The following is a 14,075-nucleotide window of genomic DNA, read 5'->3' as shown; positions in this document are numbered from 1 at the left end:
TTATTCCCCATTTTTGAGTCCGAGAAATTCAAATTAATTTTGATCAAATAATTTAAAAGAATTTTAAGCAACTGATTATTAGTATTTTATAAATTATTTTTTTCATGGATCCCATTTTGTTTTTGGTTCAAAAACAAAAACAAAATGAAAATGAAAGCAAGAATCACTTTAACAATCATTGTGGTTTTTATCAGCATGAATATAATTTATGCCCAAAAACCCGGAGACAAACTTTTAAGTCCAAATAACCATACGTTGATTTTAATTGACCATCAGCCTCAAATGGCTTTTGCAACCCAGTCACATAGTGTAGAACTGATTAGGAACAATGCCGCCATGATTTCTAAGGCAGCTAAGGCCTTCAAGTCATCGGTGGTGATTACATCAGTAGCCGCTAAGTCATTTAGTGGCCCCATTTTTTCAGAAATCACAGACGTATTTCCTTCTGAGCCTGTTATTGACAGAACAACTATGAATACTTGGGAAGATCCGGCTGCATATAAGGCAATTATAGGGAAAGGGAAAAAGAAGTTGGTTTTTGCAGGACTTTGGACTGAGGTATGTATTGTAGGTCCTGTCTTAAGTGCTCTTGGTGAGGGATATGATGTTTATTTTATCACTGATGCCTCTGGCGGGGTGAGCAAGGAAGCACATGACATGGCTGTGGCCAGGATGATTCAGGCAGGAGCGCAACCTATGACAAGCATTCAATATTTATTGGAACTTCAACGGGATTGGGCCAGACAGGAAACGTATGATGTAGTCAATGAAATTGCCAAAGAGCATGGTGGCGGCTATGGCTTGGGTATCAAGTATGCAAAGGAAATGTTCAATGCTCAAGAAGGGAAAAAATGAGGGTTTATATATTGTTATTCTTAACCTTCTCCTTTATTCATCATACAAGTTTTTCACAGGCCAGAGTTAATAATTCTGGCCATGATTATCCTGACCTTATACTTCACAATGCAAAGATCATTACTCTTGATAATGAAAGACCTCAAGCAGAATCGGTCTCAGTCAAAAACGGTAAGATTATTTCCGTTGGGGAAAATAAAGATATCCTTAAAAGTAAAGGCACAGGAACTATCATTATTGATGCAAAAGGAAAAACTGTCATTCCAGGCCTATTTGATTCGCATAACCATGTGATTCGAGGTGGAAGATTTTACAATACTGAGTTAAGGTGGGATGGTGTGAGAACTTTGGAGAGAGCATTGGAAATGTTAAAAATCCAAGCTGAAAGAACTCCTCCAGGACAATGGGTAAGGGTTGTAGGTGGATGGTCCCCGTACCAGTTTGAAGAGCAAAGGTTTCCAACTCTTGAGGAAATCAATAAGGCAACGGGGGATATACCGACGTTTGTGCTGTATCTATACGGTCATGCATATCTAAATCAGGCTGGATTAAAAGCCTTAAATATAAACTCTTCAACTCCCAGCCCAAGAGGAGGATTAATTGAAAAAGATTTGGATGGAAACCCAACTGGACTTTTGATTGCAGAACCTAGTGCTTTTCTCCTATATTCTACACTAGCGAAACTGCCGGAATTAAGCCAAGAAGAGCAAATCAATTCTACCAAACATTATATGTGGGAATTAAATAGGTTGGGAATAACCTCAGTGGTGGATGCGGGTGGTGGCTTTCAGAATTTCCCGGAGGACTATGGCATTACCGATTTACTATATGAAAAACAAGAACTCACTGTAAGGATGCCCTATTATCTTTTTGCCCAAAATGCGGGAAGCGAATTTGATGATTACCAAAAATGGATACAATCGGTGGAAATAGGCCCCTCATGTGATATTGAAGATGTCTCAACCCCTAATCATTTTGGAAAAAGATTTCTTGAATATCATGTGCAAGGTGGTGGAGAAAACTTAGTAGCAAGTGCAGCTGATTTTGAGAATTTCGATCAACCTAGACCAGAATTAGCCCCTGCCATGGAAACACAGCTTAAAAAGGTTTTAGAATTATTGATATCAAACAGGTGGCCCTTCAGACTTCATGCAACATACGGTGAAAGTATTCATAGGTTCTTAAATGTCATTGAAGAAATAAATGGTGAAATCCCTTTGGACGGTCTATTATGGTTTATCGATCACGCTGAAACGGTATCTGAAAATAGTCTTCAAAGGATTAAAGCGCTGGGAGGAGGAATTGCCATACAACACAGAATGGCCTACCAGGGAGAAAGTTTTATAAAAAGATATGGGAAAGAATTAGCCGGAGGCTCTCCTCCCCTTTCAAGAATAATAGAATTAGAAATTCCATTGGGAATGGGCTCTGATGGTACCAGGGTAAGTAGTTTTAATCCTTGGGTAGGATTGTATTGGTTAAGTACCGGAAAAACAGTTGGGGGAAATCAACAACTATTTCAGGAGAACATTCTCAGTAGAAAAAAAGCACTGGAGCTTTATACAAAAGGGTCTGCCTCTTTATTGAGGTTGTCTGATAGAGGTACGATATCTAAAGGCATGATAGCCGATTTTGTGATTCTATCTGAAGATTACTTTCAGATTGAGGCTGAAAAAATCCTCGAAATTGAAGCTTTGGTTACAGTTGTTAACGGAGAGATAGTATTTGCTCAACAAGATTTCATTCACTACTGGCAAGAGTTACCTGCTGCAATGCCACAATGGTCTCCCATCAATGCATTTGGCGGATATCAAAACAGAAATTAAGATGCAAAAGATAATATGGATAATTTTAGTCCTTTTAGCTGGTGGTATGCTACCTGTTCAAGCTGGATTGAACGCTAAAGTTGGTCGGATAATTGAAAGTCCAGTTCATGCATCCTTGATTTCATTTTTGGTAGGAAGTATCGGTCTCTTCACGTATGTTTTGATCAGTAGGCTCCATTTCCAAGCAAGTGAAATCAAAAACATTCCTATTGAGGCATGGGGGGCTGGAATTTTAGGAGCTATTTATGTAACAATAATCATATTGGCTTTTCCTAGATTGGGCGCTGCATTGACTTTTGGATTGGTGGTCGCTGGACAATTGTTCCTTTCTCTCTTACTGGACCATTACAAGATTCTTGTTCTTCAACCTCATACCTTTTCATTGCAGAGGTTGGGGGGTGTTGTTCTGATTATTATAGGGGTTTTAGTAATAAGGAAATTTTAAAAACCAGGACAAAATGGTTATACCCAAAACAGCTCTATTTTTTACATTTTTCCTTTCCTCCCTGGAGGCGTTTGGACAAGTTAATCCAGTTTTCAAAAGCTTGAGGTTTGAAGATGATTTTAAGAAGTTTCAGGAATCTAAACCTATCTCATCTTATGAGCAATTGAAATACATCAATTTTGGAGAAAAAAGTAAAGGCTGGATGAGTGTTGGTGGGGAATTTAGATTTCAATATCAGTTTTTCACAAATGAATTATGGGGTGTTTTAGAAGATGATCCAGATGGATTTATTCTTTTCAGAAATCTTGTACATTTCAATATCAGCAACGGGAAAAATCTAAGATTCTTTGGTCAGATAAAAAACAATACCATTCAAAGTAGAATTCATCCTATAAGATCCATTGATCAAAACATTTTGGGTTTGCATCAATTTTTCGCCGAATGGGACACTCAGATTTTAGGAATTCCAACATTTGTAAGAGTAGGCAGGCAAGAAGCAAGTCTGGGTGCCCAAAGATTGATAGCAACAAGAGAAGGTCCAAACAACAGACTAAGCTTTGATGGGATTAGAGCAGGCATTCGCTCTGATTTCCTGGATATTGATTTATTGTATTATCACCCCGTATTAGAGACCCCTGGGATTTTTGATGGAAGGTTCAATTTTGAAAGCCGTGTCTATGGATTCTATTTAGTCAGGCATTTAAATCCTTCAAAAAAGGGAGCTGATTTATATTTTTTAAGAGTAGAAAATGATTTGGCTGTATTTGATCCTGAGAGGGGGCCAGAAAAAAGAAATTCGGTAGGCACAAGAATATTTGGAGAGTTAAACAGATTTAGTGGAGATTTAGAATTCATATATCAATGGGGTAGATTTAACGAGGGAAGTATTTCAGCTTATACAATTTCTACAAATATAAATTACCGATCAAGTATTCATGATAAACGACTGATTTTTGGTTTAAAAACCGAAATAATTAGTGGTAATAAAAATCTTGACGATGATGTTTTGGGAACATTTAATCCCTTATACCCAATGGGTGCATATTTTGGGTTAGCGGCATTAATCGGACCATCAAATCTTATTGACATACATCCTTCAATTCAATTTTTTCCATGGAAGAATTTTAGGCTAAATGTAGACTATGACATTTTCTGGAGGCATTCCACCAATGACGGGATTTACGGGCCTAACGTAAGGCCGATTTTTTCTGGTGTAAATGCTCAAGAAAGGTATATCGGAAGCCAATTGGGCATGTTTGTAAATTATTATTTTCAACCACACTTCACTATAACTTTAGAGCATACATATTTTCAAAGTGGAGATTTCTTAAAGGAAGTTTCCCCAGGAAAGAATTTGAATTTTACAGCCTTAACTATACAATTTAAATATTAAAATTATGAAACCAAATCTTGGAATTAAGGACGAAGACAGAGCTTCTGTAGCACTTGAATTGAGTAAACTTCTCGCAGATGAATTTATCCTTTTTACAAAAACCAGAAACGCACATTGGAATCTTGAAGGGAGCAATTTCTCATATTTTCATACTTTTTTTGAAAAACAATTTTCACTTCTTGAAGATAACCTGGATGAAGTAGCCGAACGAATAAGAGCATTAGGTCATTTTGCTCCTGCTACTTTAAGTATGTTTCTGAAACTGACTCATCTTTCAGAAGTGACTAGAAAGGATAACTCGGTCCGAGGATTTGTAGAATTACTCCTTGAAGATCATGAACAGATCATTATGCAATGCAGATCTTTAGTGAAAACCTTTACTGAAAAATATAATGACATTGGTTCCGGGGATTTTGTAACCGGATTATTGGTTAAACATGAAAAAAATGCCTGGTTGCTCAGATCACATCTTAATGGGAAATTATGAAAAAACAACTTAAAGCTGAAAATTCGCAGAAAATCAGAAGGGGGCTTTTCAATATTGATATTTACTTACCGGGATTGTCAATAAATAATCCTGCGGATCCTAACGGTCTTTTCCAATTGGGAAGGTTTGACATGGCGCACTTGTTACCTGGTGTTTTTGTTGGAATGCACCCTCACAGAGATGATGAAATTCTCACCTATATTAGGGAGGGGACCATGGTTCACGAGGATACAGAAGGAGGTACCGAACAGGTTTCAGAAACAAATTTAATGCTCATGAATGCTGGTAAAGGGATTTACCATCAAGAATCAATCCCCAATTCAGGTAAAGATGTAAAATTATTACAGATTTTTATCCGACCAGAACGGCCTGGATTAGAACCTAGAGTTCAATTTTCAACTCTTGGAAATGCCTATTCTATCAATAAATGGAGAGTTGTAGCAGGACCAATAGATCATATTCCAAAACCGGCATTAATTATTCAAAGTGCCGTTTTGGTTTATGATTGCAGACTTCAAGGTGATTCTATTTCTATTCATTTCAAAAAAGATAAATTTTATTTACTCTTTGTTTTTGACGGCCAAGTAGAAAATGAGGGAATCAAATTAAAAAAAGGTGATGGTCTAATATTTTCGGACGAATCAATTACTCTTTATTCAGGTAGTGTCTCCGATTTAGTCCTGTTCGAGTTAGATCAAAATGCACCTTACACAAGAGAAGGGATGTATAGTGGAGTCTCTTGAGAAATTCATTTTAATCAATGGTATTTCCGGAAATTTTATTTTGGGATTCAAGGACTGTTAGATAAACCTTTGGAGATACAATTATTTGAAATTAAAAATCCTTCAAAATGTTGAAAAAAAATACCACTATAAAGCTGATTAACAACCCAAAAAGAGGAATCACTCAATTAATTGATGATGAAATTCAGATAGCTGAGGTAAATTATCGAATTTTGGATGACAAGCTTTTATGTATTGACCACACTTTTGTAAATCCTGATTTTAGAAACGAAGGCTACGGAAATTTAATAATTTCAAAACTGGAAAATATTGCTCAAAAAGAGGGTTTAAAAATATTTCCAATTTGTCCTTTTGCAAAAGATATTCTAAGTCAAAAAATAGGAAAAAACCAATTAATAAAAAAAGCGGAATCAACATGACACCACCTTTTTGCACTATGAAATATCAACCCATTAACCAGATTTAATTTATTAAATTGACTAGAATCTCTTGGTACATTATATTTAATATTATCCTTCCTTTATCTGTAGACCAATCATTTGCAATTTCTGCCATTAATTGATTAGTAGAAGTTAAAATTACTCCATGTTTTTCCATTCGGCGCAATGCAGTTTCGTCTGCCAACTGAGTAGGAGATCCACCAGCATCTACAACAACCTGAACTTGATACCCTTCTTCTACTGCACTAATAGCTGGAAATACTGTACAAACATCATTTGTAAGTCCCGCTAAAACAATATTTTTTTTTCCTGTTGCTAAGACCGCATTTTTGAATTCAGCATATTCCCATGCATTTACCATCCCGGTTCTTTTCACCCTTGTCTCATATTCTTTTGGGGCTATATCCAAAAAATCATTTATTAATGGGCCTTGAAAATTATTTTCATTACTAGTAGTCAAAATCAGTGGAATACCACACTCTATAGCAGTCCTTGCCAAAGCTCTTGCATTTTTGATCAATTGCTCATGTGAGATATTTCTAGCCAGTTTGATAGTACCTACTTGATGATCTATCAATAAGAAAACAGTATTTTCCGTATCGTATCTGCTCATTTTTATTTTATAATTATTGAAAACAAAATTCTAAAATCTTAGAATCATAAAAAATGTCAAAATCTATTAAAATGCTATCAAAACAAAGAAAATATCCACGAAAAATAAGGAGTTATCACTTTTGAAAATTCTTGATTTTCGTGTTTGGAACTGTGAAACCATGTTTGTTGTAAAATTTAAGCAAAATCAATATCAGCAGGATTTTTGGTATTTACTTTTATAATTAATGAAAATATTTTATGAATAAATCAACAAATTCAGCAACAGTCTTCATCCAGGACCAATCTTTTACTAAGACTATTAAGCTTTTGAATAAAGAGAAAAAAAATTCTTCTCAAATTTTGATCAATTTGGTTGACCATTTTAATCTTGATGAGCCTATTTGTTTTAAAGTTTTAAGAAAAAATAAAGAATTTAAAATTGGCCTGTCTGAAATTCTTGAATTATCTATTTCTTTTTCTCTCGAAAATCTAAATACCGAAACCTATCCAATTTCTTTTATCGCAGAATTAGAGCATTTATTTATGGATAATAGGATAGATGAAATGATTATTAAAGAACAGGATATGAAAAGAATCATATCAATAATTTCGGTCTTAAGTGACCTACAAAGTCCAAAGGAAAATAATATATTATTTATGTATTACTTCAGGATTTTTATCAAGGAATTGATTCTTTTTTCTAATTCATCGAAATCAGAAAACAGAATTATTAGTCGGGATGACCATATTTATTTATCCTTTAAAAGACTATTGACTATTCATCATATTAAAGAAAGGAAAATTCAATTTTACGCAGACAACTTATTTATTTCTAATCAGCAATTATCACTGATTGTAAAGAAAAAAACAGGCCATAGTGCAAAGTCAGAAATTCTTAAATTCCTACTTAGAAGGATCAAACAAATGTTGATTGAAACTTCTATGACTATTTCTGAAATCTCTTATTTTTTAAGTTTTAATTCACCTGCGGAGCTCAATAAGTTTGTAAAAAAATATACTGGACTTAGTCCCCAAAAATTACGGACGAACTTCCTTAAACACATCGAATCAATCTAAAATAAGCAAAATATCATATTTATTTTCATCGGGTTTATAGGAGGTCGAACATGATGCCAGCTAAAATGATACTCTCCAAGTTTATTTTCAAAATTTTTGAATTTGTTCAGATAGATTGTTTTGGATAGTTTTTCTCTTGAGTTTGTCACCCTGACATCTTCTCTCAGTTTTTTTTCATCATAAATTGAATCTTATACAATAAGGCTATTCATTTTACTTCAATACTACTTTACTTTTAGCATTCCAGGTGGAAACCTTTCTTTTTTATTATGGACATAGATAAAATCTTCTAATTTATCAGAGCGAATGTTTGTCTTTGGTGTGATTGATTTTAAACCTTTTTATCCAAAAAACGGTCTTGTCGTTTTATTAACGTCTGAGTTTACATAAGTCGCTTTTCTCTTTATTGCCTCCTTTTCTCTTTTAGCATTAAAGCCTGTGGCTCACGGAGGTCTCCTCTAATAAACCATAGTTTTTATTTCATTCTGCCGGCAAAAAAAGCTTCATCGTTCCTTTTTTAAACAACACTTCGTCCAAATGCCCCATTTTTTGTTGGTCAGTTGTCATTAAGTGCATATGCAGATAAGTGTCATGGTGGGTAAAAATTGCTTTATGCTCTGTTGAGAAGAATCCGATTAATTCCGATTGTTCATTGTTTACTTGATAATTCACTTGTCCTTTATGGGCTTCCTCCGGCGAACTGACATTTGAACCTTTTGGCAAATTCACGATATGGATTGTCGCATGTTCAACTATTCCGTCCATTTTAAACATATATGGTCGAGATAGGTTCTTAGTCACATCGTCGAGATATATTTCTAGTTGTTTAATTGTTTGAATGCTATCGGGTAAGGCCTGCTCTGTCCACTTCGAGATGTTTGCATAACCAAAAAATGGGGCTTTAATGTCATAAGTTTCCTCAACTTTCATTGTTGAGTCAGAAGTAACGGTTGATTTATAAGATTTACCGTCAATAATTAAAATTTCTCCTGCTAGGTATTCGACTGGTCCAAGTCCGTATAAATTTGTCTTGTTTGCAATGGTATCAAGGTTTATGTTTCCATAAAGTTGTCCATTCAACATTACTTTTTTCATCTCTCCAACAATTTTTACTTCGTTTGTAGAATGTTTGGCCTTGGTCGTGCAATTTGTTAAAGTCAAAATTGTCAAACAGAGAAGTATTGTTTTAAAATTCAATTTTATCATTTTGTTTTTTTTATTTGTCTTTCAACAATGAGGCATAACGTCTGAAGGTACCTCACAATAGGCGGCGACTTAGAAGTACTTCACTGTCAATCAAGTAACCCACTACAAATTTCACCAATCCTTACAACCACCAACTATTCTTTGAATGATTTCGATTGTCAATGGTTTGGAAATATATTCATCTACTATTTCAAATTGCAAAGCATTGTTAATATCCTCGACATTGGTTGAACTGCTGGATACGATGATTTTGAATTGCTTTTTCACGCAAGAATCCAAGGCTCCAAAACTTTTCAGAAATTCCCACCCATTTAAAACAGGCATCTCTAAGTCCAAAATTATTAAAGTTGGAGTTAAATTTAATGTTGATGTAGTCTGAAATTCTTGGTTGATGTAATTGAGGGCCTGAAGTCCATTATTAAAATCTAATACTTCACCTTTAAATCCAATAAAATTTAGAATCTTTCTATGTATCAGATTCAGTATTATATCATCATCAATCAAGATAATTTTTAGGGAGTTTGAGGAATTAACCATGAATGGGAAATTAGTTAAAGAGTGATCAATAGAATTTATATTGGTCTTTCTCATTCTGGTCATCCGAAAATATTAATTTATCTTGACATTAATCAATAATAATTACTTTTTTTTCTGTTTTCACGAAATTCCATTACCTAATTCGTTCATTTAAAAAATTTATCGTAAAACCTTATTACATCATTGTAAAAACCTGTTGAGCCTTTTATCAGCCTCCTACTCTCTCCCAAATAAATTAACAACCTTAAATTTATTTATTGATAAATGACCAGAATATATATGAAAATAAAAGGTAATCCTTTTAGAAAATTTCATCAGTTTTAATTAAACAGAACCAAATAGTCCGTTACCGAACGTTTTTGTCCGTAATAATTAAGTTTTTATCATGCAATGTTACTTTTTTGGGCCAAATGAGGGTTTAGAACTGGCATGAAAGTGGAATTATCCTTTGGAAAAAAGATTAAAAACTTGAATCCAAATAGTTTTTTCCTGATTTAGAAAACCATAAAAAAAATGATTAAAAACTACCTGAAAATCGCTTTTAGAAATCTTTTGAAAAAGAAAGCATATTCCTTTATCAATATATTTGGATTGGGACTGGGAATGGCCTGTTGTTTCATGATTTTTATGTTTGTCCAGGATGAACTTTCTTATGATACTTACCATGAAAAAGGAGATAGAATATACCGTGTGACACATGGGAGTCTTCCGTCCAAAGACCAACCTGAAAATGCGGGAGCAAATCCTTTTTGGGTTTGGAATAATGCACCGGTGGGACCTGCTCTCAAAAGCTATTTTCCTGAAGTAGACAAAGTGGTCCAATTCTCCGGTAGTTCTGATATTCTGCTGACTGATGGGGAAAATTCTTATCAGGAAGAGGGCGTATTTTTTATGGATTCGACAGCTTTTGATGTTTTTAGTTGGAAGGTGGTTAAAGGCGATTCCAAAAATGCCTTGACCGCACCATACAGTATGGTGATGACGGAAAGTACTGCCAAAAGGTATTTTGGAAACGAAGATCCGATCGGCAAAACTATGAAAGGAAGTGACTCCCCAGGAAGGTCAAACGCCGGGGATTATACCGTAACAGCGGTTATTGAAGATGTTCCTACCAATTCCCATTTCAAATTCAACATGCTGTTATCCTTAAGTACATTTAGGCAATATAGGCCTGAAGTATTTGATTGGTGGGGTTATGCAGATTTCTATACTTATTTCTTGGTCAACGAGAATTTTGACCTTGAAGCTTTTGAGCAAAAGATACCTGATTTTCTAGCTGCAAGGCAAGATGATCCACTCTATACCATCCGTGTCGAGCCATTGAAGGATTTTTACCTTAGAACAGATGCTGATAGACAACCCGGCGAAACAGGAAGTTTGTCCAATATTTATGTTTTTTCGGTGATTGGAATTTTCATTTTGGTCATCGCCATGATCAACTTTATGAACCTGTCCACAGCCAGGTCCATGGAGCGTGCCAAGGAAGTCGGAATCCGGAAGTCTGTAGGAGCTGGAAGAAAACATCTGGTATTCCAGTTTCTCGGGGAATCCATCATCATCGTGTTTCTTGCAATGCTGGCTTCAATCATTTTAGTTTCTTCTTCAATGCCACTTATCAATGGTATTACCGGAAAGGAACTGGAGTTGGCCCGGTTTATCAGTTGGCAAACTGTTCCTGCTTTGGTCGGGATTTTATTTGCAGTTGGGATTTTAGCTGGATCGTATCCCGCCTTTGTCTTGTCCGGATTTAGGCCTGTTCAGATCCTAAAAGGGATTTCTGTAGCTAATAGCAGTGGGGTCAGCCTAAGAAAAGGACTTGTGGTTTTTCAGTTCAGCTTGTCCATTATCCTCATTGCAGGAACCATCATAGTGTATAATCAAATGAACCACCTGTTGGACAAAGACATGGGCTTTGATAAAGAACAAATGTTGGTGCTTGATTATAATTATGATGAAATAGTCAACAGCAGGTCAAGTGCTCTCAAAAGCGAACTGGAAACAAATCCTGCAATTATTTCTGCAGCTTTCTCTAGGAGTGTTCCGGGTGGTTATTTCCCCAATGCCGGAACTGAAATAGAAAATCCAGATGGTGAAATGAAAATGGACGGACAGGCGATATTCCAGGTTGGGATAGATTTTATAGATCATTTTGATATGGAGTTGGTGGCCGGAAGATCCTATTCAAGGGATTTCCCTTCTGATTCCACTTCGGCCTTGGTCGTCAACGAAGCTGCTGCCCGTCAATATGGCTATGCCAATCCTGCTGATATTGTTGGGAAGAAATTTGACCAATGGGGAAGGTCAGGAGAAGTTATTGGAGTGGTGAAGGATTTCAATTTCATTTCCCTTCACCGCACCATCGAGCCATTGACGCTGCCATTTGTAGCCTATGCCAGTAGGTTCCTTTCACTCAAAGTAAAGTCTGACAATTTGCAGAAAACCATAGCTGAAGTGGAGGAGGTTTGGAAGAGTATCGCTCCTCACAGACCGTTTTTATACAGTTTCTTGGATGAGGATTTTAACAAACAATACCAAGCTGATTTCAAATTCAGGAAGATTTTTACCGCATTTTCTGTATTGGCGATACTGATTGCCAGTTTGGGATTGTTCGGTTTGGCTACCTATACGGCAGAAATCAGAACCAAGGAAATAGGAATCAGAAAAGTACTTGGTGCAGAGGTTTCAAGTATAGTCACTTTGCTGTCCAAAGATTTCATCAAACTTGTATTGGTGGCAATTGTGCTTGCAACCCCGATCACTTGGTATGCGATGAATAAATGGCTGGAAGGATTTGCTTATAAAGTGGAAATTGCTTGGTGGGTTTACCTATTGGCAGGAATGGTTGCCGTCATCGTGGCTTTGGCCACCATCAGTTCACAGGCGTTTAGGGCAGCGATGCTGAATCCGGTGAGGAGTTTGAAGAGCGAGTAAAGAAGGGAGGAAGGATAGAAGGTCGGGTATATGCTAGAAGCGAGAGTTTAGCGACGAGCGGAGAAAAGCAAAATAGACTGACAGCAAAAGAAGGCCTAATATTTCAAGTTAATTACATTAAAACAACATTAATGAGTATATCAAACCGAATTATTTTATTTTCCTTTTTATTAATTGGTTTAGTAATATTTTCTTGTAATGATGAAAAATCTAATTATCAAAGTGTTAATCAAAGTGCAATTGAATATCAAATTGATTCTATTGTAAAACCATTTATTTCAGATTCTTTAATTGCAGGAACAGTGGTAGGGGTGGCTCATAAAGGAGAGGTTAAACTTATTAAGTCCTACGGTTTCTCTGATTTAAATAAAAAAAATTCGTTAGAAAAAAATGCCGTTTTTCCCATTGCATCAGTTTCAAAAACATTTACTGCTATTGCAATAATGCAACTAGTAGAAAAAGGACAAATCAATTTGGATGATAATATTGAAAAGTTCATTGATTTTGACACAAAAGGCAATGTAATTACCGTTAGAGAACTGCTAAATCATACTTCTGGAATTAAAGACTATACTGAATCAGATATACCAAGCAAATTACAAAAGATTGGATATTCATCGGAAAACTTACTCCAACTATTAGAAGAAAAAGAGTTTGATTTTAAGCCTGGCGAGGCAATGGACTATAATAACTCGGGGTATTACCTTTTGGCAATAATAATTGAAAAGGTAAGCGGATTATCGTATCAACAATTTTTAAATGATAATATTTTTCAACCTGTTTCGATGACAAGCACTGCTAACTGCTATTCATTAACTGGAAACTTAATTGTTAATGGGTATAATTTGAGCAGAGAAGGAAACCTCAATGCAGCGGAAGTATTAGATTTTCAAATGGCTACAGGTGCTGGCTCGATATGTTCAACAGTTGAAGACTTACTAAACTGGCAAATCGCTTTTCATAAATCAAATGAGCTTTTAGAAAAGAATAGCTATAACACTATGATAACTGCCAATAAATTACAAAATGGAGGTTTCACCAAATATGGTCTCGGTATTGAAATAAATCAATACAATGGAAATGAAGTGTTTTCTCATAATGGAGTGATCGAAGGATATTTATCTGATATGAGGTATTTTCCCGAAAGCGATTTGATAATTGTAACTTTGATAAACACACTGGGAAAAATAAAGCCAATGAATGTTTCAAATACTATTGCTGATTACTTTATCCAAAATAAGAATGTTGCTAAATCCTATGATGGTAATATTGAAGAATTATCGGGCAGTTACATAGGGTTGGTTATGGGCATTAAAATACAAATGAGTGTTTTTGAAGAAAACGGGAAGCTATTTATTGAAAGCCGAGGAAATAAGTTTCAGATACAATTTATAGGACAAAATATGTGGTTAGCGGAAGATGGGTATACTTATACGTTTATCGAGAATAAAATGCAGGTAAATGATCCCAAGGTGAGTATAATATTTAACAAAGAGGAATAATACTCAATTTATAACCCTTGCTGATTGGCATTGGGTAGT

The 14,075-nt window shown here is 35.4% G+C and carries 13 protein-coding genes; 10 read left to right on the top strand and 3 right to left on the bottom strand.

Translation table 11 applies throughout. From position 1 onward, the window contains the following. Positions 1–150 precede the first annotated feature (150 nt). The 7 genes from HMJ38_RS01295 (at position 151) to HMJ38_RS01265 (ending at position 6,168) form a co-directional block, all read left to right on the top strand. A complete protein-coding gene (locus HMJ38_RS01295) occupies positions 151–855 on the top strand; it encodes a hydrolase (protein ID WP_194972563.1) in 705 nt (234 codons plus the stop codon). Beyond that, positions 852–2,681, top strand: coding sequence for an amidohydrolase (locus tag HMJ38_RS01290; RefSeq protein ID WP_194972562.1), 1,830 nt, complete (start codon positions 852–854; stop codon positions 2,679–2,681). The genes HMJ38_RS01295 and HMJ38_RS01290 overlap by 4 nt, the downstream gene beginning before the upstream one ends. 1 nt (position 2,682) lies before the next feature. Next, positions 2,683–3,126: a DMT family transporter gene (locus HMJ38_RS01285; RefSeq protein ID WP_194972561.1), complete on the top strand. Its 444-nt coding sequence runs from the start codon at positions 2,683–2,685 to the stop codon at positions 3,124–3,126. A 13-nt stretch (positions 3,127–3,139) separates the two neighbouring features. Continuing rightward, complete coding sequence (locus HMJ38_RS01280; protein ID WP_194972560.1) at positions 3,140–4,519, top strand: alginate export family protein; 1,380 nt, start codon at positions 3,140–3,142, stop codon at positions 4,517–4,519. Between the two features lie 4 nt (positions 4,520–4,523). Further along, positions 4,524–5,006 carry a Dps family protein gene (locus HMJ38_RS01275; RefSeq protein ID WP_194972559.1) on the top strand — a complete coding sequence of 161 codons (483 nt, stop codon included), beginning with the start codon at positions 4,524–4,526 and terminating at the stop codon, positions 5,004–5,006. Beyond that, positions 5,003–5,749 carry a pirin family protein gene (locus HMJ38_RS01270; RefSeq protein ID WP_194972558.1) on the top strand — a complete coding sequence of 249 codons (747 nt, stop codon included), beginning with the start codon at positions 5,003–5,005 and terminating at the stop codon, positions 5,747–5,749. Before HMJ38_RS01275 ends, HMJ38_RS01270 begins: the two co-directional genes overlap by 4 nt. A gap of 107 nt (positions 5,750–5,856) precedes the next feature. After that, positions 5,857–6,168, top strand: a complete 312-nt coding sequence (locus HMJ38_RS01265; protein WP_194972557.1) for a GNAT family N-acetyltransferase — start codon at positions 5,857–5,859, stop codon at positions 6,166–6,168. A 43-nt stretch (positions 6,169–6,211) separates the two neighbouring features. Here HMJ38_RS01265 and HMJ38_RS01260 read toward each other — a convergent pair whose 3' ends face one another. Next, entirely contained in the window at positions 6,212–6,802 is a 591-nt protein-coding gene (locus tag HMJ38_RS01260) for an isochorismatase family protein (protein WP_194972556.1), read from the bottom strand. A 239-nt stretch (positions 6,803–7,041) separates the two neighbouring features. On the opposite strand from HMJ38_RS01260, the gene HMJ38_RS01255 reads away from it, so the two are divergent. Next, entirely contained in the window at positions 7,042–7,860 is an 819-nt protein-coding gene (locus HMJ38_RS01255; protein ID WP_194972555.1) for a helix-turn-helix domain-containing protein, read from the top strand. 480 nt (positions 7,861–8,340) lie between these two features. Here HMJ38_RS01255 and HMJ38_RS01250 read toward each other — a convergent pair whose 3' ends face one another. Together HMJ38_RS01250 and HMJ38_RS01245 are read right to left on the bottom strand one after the other, a co-directional pair. After that, positions 8,341–8,955 (bottom strand): acetolactate decarboxylase, encoded by a 615-nt coding sequence (locus HMJ38_RS01250; RefSeq protein WP_194972554.1) that lies wholly within the window; start codon positions 8,953–8,955, stop codon positions 8,341–8,343. A gap of 222 nt (positions 8,956–9,177) precedes the next feature. Further along, entirely contained in the window at positions 9,178–9,657 is a 480-nt protein-coding gene (locus HMJ38_RS01245) for a response regulator (RefSeq protein WP_194972553.1), read from the bottom strand. A gap of 459 nt (positions 9,658–10,116) precedes the next feature. On the opposite strand from HMJ38_RS01245, the gene HMJ38_RS01240 reads away from it, so the two are divergent. Next, positions 10,117–12,534 (top strand): ABC transporter permease, encoded by a 2,418-nt coding sequence (locus tag HMJ38_RS01240; RefSeq protein WP_194972552.1) that lies wholly within the window; start codon positions 10,117–10,119, stop codon positions 12,532–12,534. Between the two features lie 131 nt (positions 12,535–12,665). Then, entirely contained in the window at positions 12,666–14,036 is a 1,371-nt protein-coding gene (locus HMJ38_RS01235) for a serine hydrolase domain-containing protein (RefSeq protein WP_194972551.1), read from the top strand. Positions 14,037–14,075 lie beyond the last annotated feature (39 nt).

The sequence above is a fragment of the Aquiflexum lacus genome, assembly GCF_015476655.1.
Lineage (GTDB): Bacteria > Bacteroidota > Bacteroidia > Cytophagales > Cyclobacteriaceae > Aquiflexum > Aquiflexum lacus.
Note: the sequence above shows the minus strand (reverse complement) of the source record. Positions and strands in the feature narration are given on the sequence as shown.